General features: G+C 32.2%; 17 protein-coding genes and 1 other RNA gene. 11 read left to right on the plus strand and 7 right to left on the minus strand.

The window, feature by feature from the left end:
• Positions 1-96: 96 nt before the first annotated feature.
• Positions 97-1,182: a DNA polymerase III subunit gamma/tau gene (dnaX, locus tag IHE43_RS10895; RefSeq protein WP_192187953.1), complete on the minus strand. Its 1,086-nt coding sequence runs from the start codon at positions 1,180-1,182 to the stop codon at positions 97-99.
• Between the two features lie 258 nt (positions 1,183-1,440).
• Here dnaX and IHE43_RS10900 point away from each other — a divergent pair, with 258 nt between their 5' ends.
• The 5 genes from IHE43_RS10900 to IHE43_RS10920 all read left to right on the plus strand — a co-directional run bounded on the left by IHE43_RS10900 (position 1,441) and on the right by IHE43_RS10920 (position 4,329).
• The gene (locus IHE43_RS10900; protein WP_192187954.1) at positions 1,441-2,235 is read left to right on the plus strand and encodes a peptidase; all 795 of its coding nucleotides are present in this window, start codon (positions 1,441-1,443) and stop codon (positions 2,233-2,235) included.
• A gap of 10 nt (positions 2,236-2,245) precedes the next feature.
• On the plus strand, positions 2,246-2,749 hold the full coding sequence (locus tag IHE43_RS10905) for a LemA family protein (RefSeq protein ID WP_192187955.1): 504 nt from the start codon (positions 2,246-2,248) through the stop codon (positions 2,747-2,749).
• A 99-nt stretch (positions 2,750-2,848) separates the two neighbouring features.
• Positions 2,849-3,298, plus strand: a complete 450-nt coding sequence (locus IHE43_RS10910) for a nuclear transport factor 2 family protein (RefSeq protein ID WP_192187956.1) — start codon at positions 2,849-2,851, stop codon at positions 3,296-3,298.
• A gap of 175 nt (positions 3,299-3,473) precedes the next feature.
• Positions 3,474-3,950, plus strand: a complete 477-nt coding sequence (locus IHE43_RS10915) for a BON domain-containing protein (protein WP_192187957.1) — start codon at positions 3,474-3,476, stop codon at positions 3,948-3,950.
• A 7-nt stretch (positions 3,951-3,957) separates the two neighbouring features.
• Entirely contained in the window at positions 3,958-4,329 is a 372-nt protein-coding gene (locus IHE43_RS10920) for a LysM peptidoglycan-binding domain-containing protein (protein ID WP_192187958.1), read from the plus strand.
• A gap of 315 nt (positions 4,330-4,644) precedes the next feature.
• On the opposite strand, the gene IHE43_RS10925 is transcribed toward IHE43_RS10920, so the two are convergent.
• On the minus strand, positions 4,645-4,938 hold the full coding sequence (locus IHE43_RS10925) for a hypothetical protein (RefSeq protein WP_056194495.1): 294 nt from the start codon (positions 4,936-4,938) through the stop codon (positions 4,645-4,647).
• A 124-nt stretch (positions 4,939-5,062) separates the two neighbouring features.
• Between IHE43_RS10925 and rnpB the strand changes: the two genes are divergently transcribed.
• The 3 genes from rnpB (at position 5,063) to IHE43_RS10940 (ending at position 7,689) form a co-directional block, all read left to right on the plus strand.
• Positions 5,063-5,380: RNase P RNA component class A (gene rnpB / locus IHE43_RS10930), an RNA gene on the plus strand.
• 30 nt (positions 5,381-5,410) lie between these two features.
• Positions 5,411-6,661: a cation:dicarboxylate symporter family transporter gene (locus tag IHE43_RS10935; RefSeq protein WP_192187959.1), complete on the plus strand. Its 1,251-nt coding sequence runs from the start codon at positions 5,411-5,413 to the stop codon at positions 6,659-6,661.
• A 113-nt stretch (positions 6,662-6,774) separates the two neighbouring features.
• A complete protein-coding gene (locus tag IHE43_RS10940; RefSeq protein WP_225585466.1) occupies positions 6,775-7,689 on the plus strand; it encodes a ketopantoate reductase family protein in 915 nt (304 codons plus the stop codon).
• 3 nt (positions 7,690-7,692) lie between these two features.
• Here IHE43_RS10940 and IHE43_RS10945 read toward each other — a convergent pair whose 3' ends face one another.
• Positions 7,693-7,887, minus strand: coding sequence for a hypothetical protein (locus tag IHE43_RS10945; RefSeq protein ID WP_192187960.1), 195 nt, complete (start codon positions 7,885-7,887; stop codon positions 7,693-7,695).
• A gap of 195 nt (positions 7,888-8,082) precedes the next feature.
• Here IHE43_RS10945 and IHE43_RS10950 point away from each other — a divergent pair, with 195 nt between their 5' ends.
• On the plus strand, positions 8,083-8,625 hold the full coding sequence (locus tag IHE43_RS10950) for a DUF3575 domain-containing protein (protein ID WP_192187961.1): 543 nt from the start codon (positions 8,083-8,085) through the stop codon (positions 8,623-8,625).
• Between the two features lie 33 nt (positions 8,626-8,658).
• Here the strand turns inward: IHE43_RS10950 and IHE43_RS10955 are convergent, their stop codons facing one another.
• Together IHE43_RS10955 and IHE43_RS10960 are read right to left on the minus strand one after the other, a co-directional pair.
• Complete coding sequence (locus tag IHE43_RS10955) at positions 8,659-9,348, minus strand: response regulator transcription factor (RefSeq protein WP_192187962.1); 690 nt, start codon at positions 9,346-9,348, stop codon at positions 8,659-8,661.
• 10 nt (positions 9,349-9,358) lie between these two features.
• Entirely contained in the window at positions 9,359-10,717 is a 1,359-nt protein-coding gene (locus IHE43_RS10960) for a sensor histidine kinase KdpD (protein ID WP_192187963.1), read from the minus strand.
• Positions 10,718-11,013: 296 nt separating this feature from the next.
• Between IHE43_RS10960 and IHE43_RS23875 the strand changes: the two genes are divergently transcribed.
• Positions 11,014-12,258: an outer membrane beta-barrel protein gene (locus IHE43_RS23875; RefSeq protein WP_255514110.1), complete on the plus strand. Its 1,245-nt coding sequence runs from the start codon at positions 11,014-11,016 to the stop codon at positions 12,256-12,258.
• A complete protein-coding gene (locus IHE43_RS23880; RefSeq protein ID WP_255514111.1) occupies positions 12,176-13,129 on the plus strand; it encodes a TonB-dependent receptor domain-containing protein in 954 nt (317 codons plus the stop codon). The genes IHE43_RS23875 and IHE43_RS23880 overlap by 83 nt, the downstream gene beginning before the upstream one ends.
• 15 nt (positions 13,130-13,144) lie before the next feature.
• Here the strand turns inward: IHE43_RS23880 and IHE43_RS10970 are convergent, their stop codons facing one another.
• Both IHE43_RS10970 and IHE43_RS10975 read right to left on the minus strand, forming a co-directional pair.
• Positions 13,145-13,750, minus strand: a complete 606-nt coding sequence (locus IHE43_RS10970; protein ID WP_192187964.1) for an RsmD family RNA methyltransferase — start codon at positions 13,748-13,750, stop codon at positions 13,145-13,147.
• Complete coding sequence (locus tag IHE43_RS10975; protein ID WP_192187965.1) at positions 13,747-14,568, minus strand: DUF3822 family protein; 822 nt, start codon at positions 14,566-14,568, stop codon at positions 13,747-13,749. The genes IHE43_RS10970 and IHE43_RS10975 overlap by 4 nt, the downstream gene beginning before the upstream one ends.
• Between the last annotated feature and the right edge of the window lie 345 nt (positions 14,569-14,913).

Below are 14,913 nucleotides of genomic sequence, written 5' to 3' on the forward strand. Positions count from 1 at the left end.
TATTTGGATTTTGGGATTTTAAATTTGGAATTTCAGTTATAGCAGTTGGAACTTCTACAATAGAATATCCTCCATTTTTAAAATAAGTAGGCGGAATTATGAATTGCTCAACTTTTTTTTTTCTCCATCAAAGTTGATAGAGGCTAATTGCATCAAACATAATTCGACCAAAAGACGCTGATTCTGGCTTAGTTTGTATTTTAAATCACAGTCGTTTGCAATGTCAATTCCTTTTAATAAAAAGTCTTGCGAACATTTTTGAGCCTGAACACCATACATTTGTTGTGCTTGTTCGCCTACTTCAAGCAAGCTTAAAGTTGCCGGAGTTTTACTAACTAATAAATCTCTAAAGTGCGAAGCCAAACCTGCAATAAAATGATGTCCGTCAAAACCTTTTGCCAGAATATCATTGTAGGCTAATAAAAGATCCGGAATTTTATTTTCTAAAAGTAAATCGGTAATGCTGATGTAGGTTTCGTAATCTAAAACGTTTAGGTTTTCAGTTACGGCCTGACGTGTTAAATTAGTTCCGCAGTACGAAACCACACGGTCAAAAATCGATAAAGCGTCACGCATGGCACCATCTGCTTTTTGAGCGATAATGTGCAACGCATCGTCTTCAAAATTGATACCCTGACTTGTTGCAACATCAGCTAAATGTTCTTTAGCATCTTTTACGGTAATTCTTTTGAAATCAAATATCTGGCAACGAGATAAAATCGTTGGAATAATCTTGTGTTTTTCTGTTGTTGCTAAAATGAAAATAGCATGCTTTGGCGGTTCTTCCAATGTTTTAAGGAAAGCATTAAAAGCAGCCGAAGACAACATATGAACCTCGTCAATAATATACACTTTGTATTGTCCGGTTTGGGGCGGGATTCTAACCTGATCAATCAGATTACGAATATCATCAACCGAGTTGTTTGAAGCCGCATCTAACTCAAAAACGTTAAAAGCAAAATCTTCATTTGGATCGTCATATCCCGGCTGGTTTATTTTACGGGCTAAAATACGTGCACAGGTTGTTTTTCCAACTCCACGCGGTCCTGTGAATAAAAGGGCAGAAGCAAGATGGTTGCTTTCTATAGCATTTAGCAAAGTGTTGGTAATGGCTTTCTGGCCTACAACATCCTTAAAGGTCTGTGGGCGGTATTTACGAGCCGATACTACAAATTGTTCCATATTCTTTTTTATTCGATAGCAAATATAGGGTATAATTTAATGATTTGAAAATTTAAAAATTGAAAGATTTTAAGTGTTTTGAACATTAAAAAGTAACCTGTTTTTTTAGAGAAAGTTGCGTTTTGCAATTGAAGTTTTTTGCTTTAATTATTTCTTATGAAATATTGTTTGATTACTATTTTGTAATAAAAAATGGACTATTTTTAATCCGAAACAAAAAATCTTTTTTACTGAAAAAAACAAACACTATAAAAACCAATGAACGCAAAACAAATAATTAAATTAAGCAATGTTATCGGAATCACTTCAATACTTTTATTAGTTTACTGGGTATTTACTTTTATAATGATTCAGGTTTTTGGGTTGAAAGTTTTTAGAGAAAATATGACTGAAACTTTTTATTTCAGTGTTTTCGGAATTCTTGCGCTTATGTTTGGCTCATTAATTATTAATATTATGTTTAATCTAACCAGAATTGCCGAAAAACATAATCTGGACGCTATTAATCAAAAATCGAACAGATTGAAGTTTATTGGTTTGCTTTTAATTTTCCCATTACTAGCTTTAATTCTTTTTGGAGGAGACTATTTGACTTCAAGCAAAAAAGAAAAAATGCTGATTGAATCTGCTAAATCGATAGTGGATAACAACAAAGCAAACAATGACAAATTAGTCAATTATACTTTTTCTGAAGAGTATATTAAAGAAACGGCAAACACCTTAAAAATTTTATCGAGTACTGATGATAATTTTCCAAGCGTAACATTAATTGTCAAAGATTCGCTTAAAGGCTCTCCGGTTTATTTAGGTTTTAATCACTATTTTGAAGGTAATTTGAAGGACACTATACATCCTCAAAAAATAAGATATATCCATAAAACAACGAAAGAAGAAAGAGAATATTTAAATTCAATATTTGATAAGAATAGTAATGAGCTACGATATAGTGCCAGCGACGGAACTTATGAATTGTTTTATCCGTACAAAAAGAATGGAAAAACGATAATAATATATTTTTCGGAACAACAGCGATACGGTAAATTAGGAAGTTAATTGAGTATATATGAAAAACATAATTATTATAACGATATTTTTTCTTTTACAAAGCTTAAATCTTTTTGCTCAGGATGAATCCGAAATTAATCAAAAGTGGGTAGAACTAAAAGATCAATTTAAACATAAAACAGAGTTGGTTGTTGAATTCACATCTAAACTTCAAAAGTCAAAAAAAATAGATAAAAAAGAATTAGAACAAACTGCATTTTACGCCAAGAAATTCAGTATGATGTGCGAGAATAAATTATTGTATAAAGATGCAGTTAGTAAAGTAAAACAAGCAAATGATTTATTGAATACCCATTTAGTAAGAACTTTGGTTAATTTGGAGTCTGATTTTAAACTCAAAAGGCAGGAATCAATACTTTCATTAGCTGATCAGTTAGCTGCTGTGGAAAATCAGATTTTTGTAGCTATCAAAAAGTATAATGAAGTTTGCATAAAACAAAACAGGAAAGATGTGATATTTGAAAGTCATGACAACAATAAGTCGCCTTCTATTGAATTTTAGTTTTTTTCTTTCCAAAATGTTTATCATAATTTTCTATGAATGATTTGGAATTATTACTGCTTATATTACAACCATTCACTAATCAATAAAACTTACTTTATGAAAAAACATCTATTCTTAATTGTAATTGTACTTTGTTCTTTTCAGCTTCAGGCTCAAACGGCTCAGGATTCGATTGATATCAAGCGTGTTGCTTTAGCTTATATCGAGTCACAGCATACTCCAAATCCAAAATTGATGGAAAGTGCTTTGCATCCTCGTTTGGTAAAAAGATCGGTTTTTAGAAATAAGACTGCCCAGAAAGATTTTGTATCAGAATATTTTGCAGAGAACATGATTATTCTTGCGGAAACGTATAATGTAAAAGGAGATAAGTTTCCGAAAAACCCAAGAAAAGAAGTAAAGTTATTGGATGTTTCTGCAAGAACAGCATCTGTTAAATTAATAGCAGATACCTGGATAGATTATATGCATATTGTAAAGGAAAATGGAGAATGGAAAATAATAAATGTACTTTGGCAATATAATGATGTGAAGCAGCATGAATAGGTCTTAGTCTCAGTCACAGTCTCAGTTTACAGTCTCAGTCTCATGCACTGAAAGCTGGGACTGAGACTAATCACTAATAAACTGGAAATAATATAAATTTGATAATGTTATTTTGTAAAATATTGATATTTAATTCTTTAACTTTAAGAGGTTAAAAAACTAAAAAAATATCATTATGAAAATCAGATCTATTTTATTGGGAATGAGTCTTGCTTTTTCTTTAGTAGCATGTGCTCCTAAGGATGCAGACATTCAAAAAGAAATTAATGAAAAACTAAACACGCCAAGTGTGCAAGTCACAGTTCACGAAGGTGTTGCCACTATTGTGGGAACTTGCGATGATGATGCTTTCAAAAAAAATATTGAAAGTTCTGTTAAAGCAGTTAAAGGAGTAAAAACAGTAATCAATAACTGCCAAATTCCGGTTCCTAATGTTGAATCTGCTGCTGCAGCTGTTATAATTAATTCAGATGCTGATTTAGATAAATCGGTAAGTGATGTTGTAAAAGCTTACGATGGCGTGAGTGCTACTGTTGTAGGAGGTGTTGTAACGCTTTCCGGTGAAATTAAAAGAAGCCAATTGGCCCCACTTATTCAAAGCGTGCAGGAATTGAAACCTAAAAAAGTAGAAAACAAATTAACTATTAAATAATAATGTTATGAGTTTACAAGAGAAATATAAAGAGTTAACAAATCTCGCTTCTTCTTTAGGTATAAAAAACCTGCAAGTAAGAGAACAAGATAATGTATTGTACATTGATGGCACAGCAAAATCTGCAGATGATAAAGAGAAACTTTGGGATAGCTACGGAACATTAGATCCTGATTACAGATCGGCTGATGTAGTGATGAATATTGAAGTGGCAGAAGGAACGACTACAGAATATACAGTGAAAAGTGGAGATTCTTTGTCAAAAATAGGAAAAGAGTATGGCGTTTCGTGGCAGGATATTTTCGAAGCGAATAAAGATATTATTAAAAATCCGGATTTGATTCAACCGGGTTGGAAACTAAAGATACCAACGGCGTAATTTATTTGCGTGCTGTTTTGAAAGTCTGTCATTTTTATGATAGACTTTTTTGTTTTTAGCTGCAAAGAATGCAAGGAATTTTCGCAATGGTCGTAAAGTTTTATTCTCATTTTTGTCATTTCGGGGAACGAGAAATCACATTACGGATTTACAGTTCGTGCTCTCTGGATGTGATTTCTCGTTCCTCGAAATGACAAGATTATTAACTTCTTTTGAAACTGAGTGCCCTAGCCCTGATGGGAGGGAAAATCCTTTTGTGTCCGCCGCGGCGGACACAAAAGATTTGGAAGGACAGCAGGATTAGCTCCTGAAAAATCACCTTCCCTTTATACTCAAATCAAATAAAAATTTTGCGGTTTCCTGGTCGGAGTCGGCGGAGAAGCCTGCTACATAAACGCCCTTTTTGCCTGAATTCGATTTAATTCCGTATACAACTGCCTCATCGCCTGGATCTGATTCCCCTTCGTATCGATACACATGTACAATTTCAAATTTTTCAGGATTTTTTTTAATCATGTCCGAGTTCAGATTAAAATCACATGTAAATCCTTTTTCATGAAGTTGATCTAAAGCTTTTGAAACAGTTGCGTAGTGATACATTCTTGTCATGATAAGTGAATTTAAAAATTAAGGATTTTAAAGGTAACCAATTTAAAATTAAATTGTTATGAAAAAATTATAAAAATCGGAAATTTAAATGCCCTATTCTTCGTTGATAAATCGCTACTTTTGCACCGCAGACCGCCTTATCGTCGCTCAATTCGTTGGGGGGAGGAAAGTCCGGACACCAAAGAGAAGCATAGCGGGTAACACCCGTCGGTCCCGATTCGTCGGGGCAAGGACAAGTGCAACAGAAAGTATGTACAGGTAATGCTGTAGTGAAACCAGGTAAACTCTATGCGGTGAAATACCAAGTATATCAGCATTTAAGGGCTTCTCGTCCGTTGTTGAAGGGTAGGTAGCTCGAGTCCAGTAGTAATGCTGGATCTAGATAAATGATAAGGCCCTGATTTATCAGGGACAGAATCCGGCTTATAGGTCTGCATTTTTTATATATTTGTGAAAGCTCTAAATCACTTTCATGAATATCACTACTCCAAATGCTTCTCCGAAAACTAAGAAAAGCACGCTTCATTCTATAATCACCAATCTTACTTTTTGGGTTTTGATTGCCATAATTGCCGGAGTTTTGCTCGGACATTTTTCACCTGAAAATGGTGTGAAAATGGAAATTGTCGGTAAAACATTTGTTGATATTATCAAACTATTTATTGGGCCAATTATATTTCTGACAATTGTTTTAGGAATTTCAGGGATGGGGAACTTGAAAAAAGTAGGCCGAATTGGTGTGAAAGCATTACTCTATTTTGAAGTGGTGTCGACCATTTCATTGGCAATTGGTGTTGGTGTTGCCTATTTCTTTCAACCAGGCAAAATTGATAAATCAGGTTTGGCTTTGCAGGATGCAAGTAAGTACACAAATCATGCTGCAGAGAATTTTTCATGGCTGCAGTTTTTCCTTTCTAATTTTACCTTACAGGTTCTTTTGGCTGCGATTGTTTGTGGAATTGCATTGAATTTTTATCAAAAAAGAGAACAGACTATTTTGATTCTGGAACGTTTCTCAAAAGTAGTTTTTACAGGATTAAAGTATGTAATGTATTTGGCTCCTATTGGTGCGTTTGGAGGAATGGCTTATACGATTGGTAAATTCGGATTAGAAACATTAATTCCGCTAGGAAAATTGATGCTTTGTGTTTATCTGACCATGGCCTTATTTGTATTTATGATTTTAGGAACTATTCTGAGATATTATAAAATCAATATTCTTTCGATTCTAAAATACATTAAAGAAGAACTTTTATTGGTTCTCGGAACTTCCTCTTCGGAAGCGGCATTACCAAGTATAATGGTGAAACTGGAACAAATGGGTTGTAGTAAATCGGTTGTAGGACTGGTGATTCCGACGGGTTATTCTTTTAATCTGGACGGAACTTCGATTTATTTGTCGATGTCAGTGATATTCCTTGCGCAGTTGTATGATGTGCATTTGAGTTTCGCAGAAATTCTGAGTGTCATAGGAATTTTGATGATTACGTCTAAAGGCGCAGCGGGCGTTACCGGAAGCGGATTTATTGTTCTGGCTTCGACTTTGACAGCGATTCATAAAATTCCGGTTGAAGGTTTGGCTTTTTTATTAGGCGTTGATAAATTTATGAGTGAAGCAAGGGCAATAACAAACTTAATTGGAAATACAGTCGCCACAATTATAATTTCGAAAACAGAGCATGATTTTACGGAACTGAATTTGGATCCTGTTATAGAGGAGTAGTTTTGGCATGCGGATGACGCGGATTTAATCGGATTTGCGCTGTTTTTTATTTTGTCTTTTGTTATCGTAGCTAGTTGGAATTTGGAATTTAAAAATTGGAATTTTAAATAATTATGAAAAGAATTGGAATTTTAGGACTTGGTGGAGTAGGAGGATATTTCGGTGGACTTTTGGCGAAAGCCTATTATAACTCAGCTGAAGTTGAGATTGTTTTTATAGCCAGAGGAGCAACAAAAGAGGCAATCGCTGAGAATGGATTGAAAATTGTCAACGACGATTCTGAAATGGTTGCGCATCCCAAACTGGTTTCAAATAATCCGGATGAAATTGGTGTTTTAGATTATTTAATTTGTGCCACAAAAACGTACGATATTAAAGAAAGTTTGCTTTCGCTGCAAAAATGTATTACGTCTGCAACGATAATTCTTCCTTTATACAATGGAGTTGATGCCCCTGAACGTATCAAAAAAATATTTCCTGAAAATGAGATTTTACAGGGTTGTGTTTATATTATTTCGATGATTGCTTCACCAGGAACTATTAGGAAAATGGGCTTTTATGAAAAGTTATTTTTTGGTTCTAAAATGACTTCAAATGCTAAATTAGAAGAATTACAAAACATCTTTCAAAAAGCTAAAATTGAAAGTTATTTGGTTGACAATATTGAGGAAATCGTTTGGGAAAAATTTATTTTTATCTCGGCATTGGCTTCAGTAACTTCTTATTTGAACCAAAACATTGGAGAAGTACTAAAGAACAAGAAATCGATGAAAGTGTATGTAGAATTGCTTTATGAAATTGAAGCGGTTGCCAAAGCAAAAGGTTTGCAATTGCCAAAAGATATTGTAAATCAAACTATTGTAAAACTTGAAAAATCGCCTAAAGAAGCGACTTCGTCTATGCACAGGGATTTATTGGCAGGCAGAAAAACAGAAGTAACTTCGTTGACACAATTTGTAGTCAACGAAGGCTTAAAATATGGTGTAAAAACTCCTCTTTACGAAAAGATTACAATAGCATTAATGTAAATGCTATGATTCGTCTTTTGTAGTTCGAACTAAACTGATTCCGGATGTAAAGAAAACGATTCCAAGGATTCCGTAAATAATTAGCGATTTAATATCTCGCTCTCCTCCTGAAGTATCAGCAAAAATTACTGCGGTGTAAATAAGGCCCACAATTCCCAGAATGGTAAGCACTGCTCCAAAAAGTCTTTTTAGGTTCATGATTTATGTTTTTAAGATTCACATCAAATGTAACTTCAAAATTCTTCAGAACTGTTATACAATTATTTAACAAGCTTATATGATTTGCAGTATTACATGTCAATTATAAAATTCAATCTGTAAGAAAATATTTTAAGCTTTAAGTGGGTTGTATTGTTTAAATGCTATTTTTGCCACAACCAATTAAAAACCAAAATGAAAAAAAAATACTTGTTCTTATTTCTAGCTGTTCTTTTTTTAAATACTATTCAGGCACAGGATGAAGCAGTTACATCCGTTCAAAAAAATCAATTTAAGGTTAATATGTTTTTACCAGGCTTCGTTTATGAACATGGTTTTGATTCTAAAAACACTTTGTACTCTGAAGCAAGTTTAGGTTTAGGATTCTCTGCGAATTCTTACGATTCAAATTTTGCTTTTTTTCCACAAATCGTTGAACAATTTCGTCATTATTACAATCTTGAAAAAAGAGCTGCAAAAGGGAAAAGAACCGCTTTTAATTCGGGAAATTATCTTGGCTTAGTTGCGGCTTATAATTTTGAATCTATTTCGACAAATGATAAATATAGCGAAGCGGTTCCTTCATTCACAGTAGGGGCGCTTTGGGGATTTCAACGTACTTACAAAAGAAAGTTTAATCTGGAGTTTAGTGCAGGCCCGGGAGTGAATTTTGATAAATACGATACTGAATTTGTGCCCCTTGTAAACTTTACCTTAGGCTGGGTAATTGGGAATTAATTTTATAAGAAAACATTTAAAAGCTCTGATTCGTCAGGGCTTTTCTATTTTAAATTCCAAACCAATATTACGAACACTTTCAATCTTGATTTTTGGATCTGAATTAAAATATTTTCTAAGCCTGCTGATAAAAACATCCATACTTCGCCCTGAGAAATAATCGTCTTTTTTCCAGACAGACATTAAAATTTGATCTCTCTTTAATAACTGGTTGTTGTTTAGATATAAATACTCAATGAGAGAAGCTTCTTTCTCTGTGAGCTGCTGAACGTGGTTTTTATTATTGAGGGTTAATCTTTCATTATCAAAAATATAAGAGCCAATTTCAATTATATTATTTCCATCCAGACTTCTCTTTTGTTCGATTCTCTTTAAAATATTCTGCAAACGCAGAATTAGTTCGTCGACTTCAAAAGGTTTTATGATATAGTCGTCTGCACCTAGTTTTAATCCAATGATTTTGTCTTCTTTTAACTTTCTTGCCGTTAGAAAAATGAATGGAATTTCGGGATTGATTGTAATTATTTTTTCGGCCAATGAAAATCCGTCCAATTTGGGCATCATTACATCAAAAACACAAATATCAAAAGCTTGGTTTTTAAAATAGTCTAAAGCTATTTCTCCATTTTCTGCCCAGATTACTTCAAATTGATGCAGTTCTAAATATTGTTTTAAAATTGCAGCAAAATCAAAATCGTCTTCGGCTAAAAGTAATTTTTTCAAAATAAGGTAATTAAACTTTTAATAAAATAGTAAACTGCGTTCCTTTTCCTAAATCACTGACAACATTAACAGAGCCCTGATGCGCTTTTATAATTTGATCTACATAATAAAGACCTAAACCTAACCCTTTTGTATTGTGCAGGTTTCCTTGTTGTACGCGATAAAACTTGTCAAAAAGAAGCGATTGCTTGTTCTTTTCAATTCCGATTCCGTCATCTTCAATACTGATAGAAAACTGATTTTCTATGATTCTGGTTTTTATTGTAATCGTTTTTGAACCATATTTTACAGCATTTTCCAAAACATTTAAAAAAGCGGTTGTCAGATGGAATTTATCTAAAACCAAAATTGTTTTCTGAGTTTGAAAATCGGTTTTAAGATTAATTTTTGGAAATGTAATTTTAAAATCATTTACAATTGAGAGCAAAAAATCTTCGGTTTCTATTTTTTCTTTTTGCAATTCGATTTCATTTTCTGCCAATGAATTTGCCATAACCTGATCAATTAAATTTTGAAGGCGATTGTTCTGGCGCGAAATCGTATTGACTATCGCATTAAAATTTTCATCGTTGTCACGAATGTTTTTCTGTTCCAAAATTTTGGTAGAGATACCTAAAGTTGCCAATGGTGTTTTGAGTTCATGCGTGATATTATTGATAAAATCAGTTTTAACATCACTCACTTTTTTCTGTTTGATTAAAGCTTTAATGGCAATTACAAAAAGAGTTATGAGCGTTAAAATGGAAAGTAAGGATAAAATTAAAACTAAAGTCATCCGTCTTAAAATAATCATTTCCCAATCAATAACAGAAACATACATCGAATCTTCCGTCAATAATTTATAATCCTGATTTTCAAAAGTTCCGTTTGTTGTTCCAACATAATTGCGAACCAAAAAGGCATGATTTAAAGAAGCTAAATTGCCGTATAATTTGTTTTGAATAAAGGGTTTTTCAGAAAAAATAGTATCTGCTTTTTTTGCGTTTTTATACAGTATATATTTGTTCAGCACGATTGCAAAATCAATTTTCAGATTGGGTAAGTCTCTTTCAAATTTCCGTTTGATTTTCTGCGTTAATGCATCGCTAAATTCACTTTCAAGAATGGCTTTTTTAATGTCAATTTTATTCGTTTTTCCCTGAAGATAATTCTCTGATAATTGTTTGTATAGTGCTTCTTTTTTAGAGACAATAACGGAATCTATATCACTGTAATTATTTGAAATCTGAGCAATTTCATTTTTGATTTCAGTATGAAACTGCGCCACTTTAAAATCATAAGTGGTTTTTACCAAATAGCATTGCACAGTCGATAAAACGATCAGCGCGACAATCGAAAATGCTATTAATAAATTGATTCTTTGTTTCATTAGTTTTTTATGGCTCGCGGATGACGCGGATTTACACGGATTTATTTTATTTTTCACGCAGATTTAAAATGATTTTAGCAGATTAAAATTGATCTTTTTAAATCTGCTTCAATCTGCGGAATCTGCGTGAGATTACTGAACGCTGATCAGTAAAATCTGTGGGCAAATTTTCTCAATTCAAAATTAATGCTTTTACGGTATAAAAAGCACGTTAACTCCGCATTAACCTTCAATTAACCTTCGCAACCTTTTTTTAGAAGCACTTTTGTATTCAATCTAAACCAAAATCTTTTTAAATGAATGTTTATTTGCCGCTAAAACTTTTTATAATCCTATTGTTGTTTTGTTTTTCTCTTTTTGGAAATGCCCAAAATAAAACACCAAAAGATAGTATTTCGAATAACCTAAACGAAGTTGTTATTACTCAAAATAAAAAATCATTTTCGAATCAAAATGGGAATATAAAATTGGATGTTTCTAATTCAATTTACAATGCGATCCCGAATACTTTAGATCTATTAGCCAAAATGCCAACGGTTCAAATTAGTGCTGATCGGGAAAGTATTTCGGTTATCGGAAAAGGAAACCCGCTAATTTATATTGACAATCAAAAGGTCGGTATGAACGATTTAAATGCTTTGGCTGTCGCCGATATCAAAACGATCGAAATTATTCAGAATCCGTCTTCTAAGTATGAAGCAGAGGGTCGCGTTGTGATTTTGATTACAAGAAAGTTTAGTAAAAAAGACAGTTTTAGAACGAAGATTTCTGAGGTAGCTTCGTTTAAAAAAAACTATAACAATTATCTCGGATTCAACTCTAATTTCAAAAAAAATAAACTGGAGTTGAAAGCTAATTTTAACTACAATCGATTAAATCCTTGGGAAGGTCATAGTATCGATTATCAAATTCCAACAGCAGAAATTGCTTCTAAGTATGATGTGACGGCCGATACAAAAAGAAAACAATATGTTTTTGGCAGTGGGTTATTTTACAAAATAAATGAAGATGATTATTTTTCGATTAATATTAATGGTAAGTTACAATCTGATGCTTTTCCGATCAATACGATAACGGATAATAAGAATAAAGATACAGAAAATAAAGTTTTGACTTTTAGCGATAATGATAGTAAAAAGAATTTTGTAAACTCATTTTTAAATTATCAGAAAAAAATAAAACCGATTGATGCGCAGATCTTTACAGGCTTACAATATTCTAATTTCGATCAGAGATTGTTTACGGAAGTAAATAATAATTATAACGATACACAATTTGAATTGGCTCAAATCAGGGATCAGAAATTTCAAATAAATTATTTTTCAGGAAGAATTGATATTGAGAAAAAGCTCAAAAATGAAATGAAATTTGAAATAGGCGGACTGTATTCATCCGCAAATTCTAAATCTGATGTTGCTATTTTTTATACGGAAAACAATCAGAATCAATTAAGCAACTATGACTTTAAAGAGGAAAATTTATCAGGATATACTCAATTGTCCGGTAAAATTAAAAAAAGCCGGTTTCTCGCTTGGTTTTAGGGTTGAAAACTCAAGTATAATTGGAAAATTTAGAGATGATGCTTTACCATTATTGGATAAAAAGTACACAAATTTTTTTCCGAAAGCACAGTTTACATTTCCAATCGACAGTCTTAAAAGTATTTCTGTTAACTACGCTAAAAGTATTAGAAGGCCCAATTATTCATCTCTAAGTCAGGGAGCCACTTACATTAATCCTTATTTTTTATATGCAAGGAATATTAATTTGGGTCCAACAATTATTAACGAAATTTCGACCACTTTTCAATATCATGATAAATCGGTTAAATTGGGTTATACTTACGCCAAAGATCCTGTCCACAACAGTTTTTCGTTTGACGATCAAAAAAATATAATGACTTTTCAAGATATAAATTTTGATAAAAGTTCTGGATTTACAGCCGATTTTACATTGCCGTTCACGCATAAATTTTGGACAGCCTCTAATTCTTTGGTTTTTATTTTAGAAAAAATTGAAGATAAATCTGCGGCATTCCTGGCGTCAAAACCATATTGCTATTATAGCTCAAATAACGAATTTAAACTTCCAAAAGAGTATTCTTTTGTTTTGAATTTTTGGGGATTAACAAAGCAATATACTGGTGTTTTTGTGACAAACCCCAGATTTATAGTCGATATGGCGGTTTCAAAAACGTTTATTAAAAAATGGAATTGCACCTTAAGCTGTAATAACGTTTTTAAAAATAATATTGAAACAGAAAAATTTACTATTAATACTGTCAATTCTAAGGCAAGATATGTCGTCGATAATCATGAGATTTCTTTAACAATAAAATATTCTTTTGGAAAGGTAAAAGAGACAGAGTTTAAAGAGAAAAATAACGACGAAAATCAAGACAGAGTTAGATAAAACATAAAAAGGAAACTATCCTTCGTCTTCTTCGGTAACTTTTACAGATGAATCGTCCGGTAATTCTTCATCATCATCCGTAGAATTCAATTCGAAGAAACTGAAAAAAGAACCTCCATAATTTTTCTGAAAAGAAAAATTGCTTAAATGCTCCATTTTGGTATATTTTGAATGTTCGATAATCATCATGCCATCTTCATGCAATAAATCTCTTTCAAAAACAGTCAGCACTATTTTTTCAAAAGCAGCCTGATCTAATCCGTAAGGCGGATCGGCAAAAATAATGTCGTACGAGGTTTTGCAGTTTTCCAGAAATTTAAAAACATCACTTTTGGTTGCAGCGATATTAAAATCATATTCTGATGAAACTTGTTTGATGAATTTTACACAACCAAAATCACCGTCAACAGAGGTTATTGGTGCACTTCCGCGTGAAGCGAATTCAAAACTAATATTGCCAGTTCCTGAAAATAAGTCTAAAACTTTTAAGCTGTCAAAACTAAAATGATTGTTCAAAACATTAAATAATGCTTCTTTACTCATGTCAGTTGTAGGTCTTACAGGAAGGTTTTTTGGCGGAAAAATGCGGCGTCCTTTGTATTTTCCAGAAATGATTCTCATGATTGAAATAAGATATAATGTTTTTGATTTTGTGCGACAGAAAAATTGTTTTTTTCTTGTAATGTGCTTACATCTAAGAAGGAAACATTACGAATGTATTTATACGCGATGGCATAAAAAGGGTCATTTTTTTCTATAGTACCTAACAATTCGAGTGGAAAAACCTCTGGATTTAAATTCGATTGTTCGGCCGTAAAAAGGATATAATAGATGAAATCTTCAGGCGTCTGATATTCAAAAGAATTGAATAACAATAGTTTTTGATTTTGAACTACGATAATTTCAAAATGCTCCGGATTAAAATTAACGATCATTTTTTTGTCGTCATTATTTCTTGAAGCGTCAAGAATTTTTTCGACTAAAATGCTATTAACATGTTTGTAATCAAAAGATCCAACATTGTCAATCAGGAAATTATTGATGTTTACATACGGAATGTAAACTGCATTCATTTCATAATTTGAAATGGTGTCGAAAGTAAAAAAATCAGTTTCAAATACCTTTGTATTGTATTGTAAATAGCTGCCCAAATAATTTTCATCAAAAAGCGCAGTTGGAACAAAAGTCGAAAGATTGTTATTATGAATTACCATAATTTCGTCATAAGTATCTTTTAGTTCCGGATATTTTTTAAAAGCATCACTAAATGATTCTTCAATTTTATTTGCCTTTTGAGTCGGATCAAAATGAATTTCATTAAACGAAGTAATGGTATTATTTAAGGTGTCAAAACAACAAAAAGAAAATCCGGTCAGGGAAACCTGAATAGAAAGCTTTTTATAATTTTTTGATGTAATATTAGTATTTTGAAATGCCATAATTTGATTTTCAATTCATTACCTGTTGTGGTATCAAGAAAGAATTTAATTCGAACACAAACTTACAAATTAAAAAGCAAGAATAATAATTGCAATTTCAAAAAACAATTTTAAATAGATTTTAAGGCAATGTTAAGCTTTTTTCCACCACATAAGTGGTAAAAAAATAAAATCCCAATTTTTTAAATTCCAACCTCAAATAAATCTTTTTTTGAAGCTCTTTGCTTTAATGAATCAGTTTAATGCGTCAGTTTGTTTTTTAATATTTGTATCGTTTTAAATACTTATGATTTAATTTTATTTTTTTGAAATTGTCATTATATTGGAATTTGGAGTTTAAAATTG

The sequence above is a fragment of the Flavobacterium sp. MDT1-60 genome (assembly GCF_014844035.1).
Classification (GTDB): Bacteria; Bacteroidota; Bacteroidia; order Flavobacteriales; family Flavobacteriaceae; genus Flavobacterium.

Excerpts from the sequence above, each read along its gene's own strand:
- dnaX (WP_192187953.1), bottom strand. The coding sequence starts at position 1,182 with ATGGAACAATTTGTAGTATCGGCTCGTAAATACCGCCCACAGACCTTT.
- IHE43_RS10900 (WP_192187954.1), top strand. The coding sequence starts at position 1,441 with ATGAACGCAAAACAAATAATTAAATTAAGCAATGTTATCGGAATCACT.
- IHE43_RS10905 (WP_192187955.1), top strand. The coding sequence starts at position 2,246 with ATGAAAAACATAATTATTATAACGATATTTTTTCTTTTACAAAGCTTA.
- IHE43_RS10910 (WP_192187956.1), top strand. The coding sequence starts at position 2,849 with ATGAAAAAACATCTATTCTTAATTGTAATTGTACTTTGTTCTTTTCAG.
- IHE43_RS10915 (WP_192187957.1), top strand. The coding sequence starts at position 3,474 with ATGAAAATCAGATCTATTTTATTGGGAATGAGTCTTGCTTTTTCTTTA.
- IHE43_RS10920 (WP_192187958.1), top strand. The coding sequence starts at position 3,958 with ATGAGTTTACAAGAGAAATATAAAGAGTTAACAAATCTCGCTTCTTCT.
- IHE43_RS10925 (WP_056194495.1), bottom strand. The coding sequence starts at position 4,938 with ATGACAAGAATGTATCACTACGCAACTGTTTCAAAAGCTTTAGATCAA.
- IHE43_RS10935 (WP_192187959.1), top strand. The coding sequence starts at position 5,411 with ATGAATATCACTACTCCAAATGCTTCTCCGAAAACTAAGAAAAGCACG.
- IHE43_RS10940 (WP_225585466.1), top strand. The coding sequence starts at position 6,775 with ATGAAAAGAATTGGAATTTTAGGACTTGGTGGAGTAGGAGGATATTTC.
- IHE43_RS10945 (WP_192187960.1), bottom strand. The coding sequence starts at position 7,887 with ATGAACCTAAAAAGACTTTTTGGAGCAGTGCTTACCATTCTGGGAATT.
- IHE43_RS10950 (WP_192187961.1), top strand. The coding sequence starts at position 8,083 with ATGAAAAAAAAATACTTGTTCTTATTTCTAGCTGTTCTTTTTTTAAAT.
- IHE43_RS10960 (WP_192187963.1), bottom strand. The coding sequence starts at position 10,717 with ATGAAACAAAGAATCAATTTATTAATAGCATTTTCGATTGTCGCGCTG.
- IHE43_RS23875 (WP_255514110.1), top strand. The coding sequence starts at position 11,014 with ATGAATGTTTATTTGCCGCTAAAACTTTTTATAATCCTATTGTTGTTT.
- IHE43_RS23880 (WP_255514111.1), top strand. The coding sequence starts at position 12,176 with ATGACTTTAAAGAGGAAAATTTATCAGGATATACTCAATTGTCCGGTA.
- IHE43_RS10970 (WP_192187964.1), bottom strand. The coding sequence starts at position 13,750 with ATGAGAATCATTTCTGGAAAATACAAAGGACGCCGCATTTTTCCGCCA.
- IHE43_RS10975 (WP_192187965.1), bottom strand. The coding sequence starts at position 14,568 with ATGGCATTTCAAAATACTAATATTACATCAAAAAATTATAAAAAGCTT.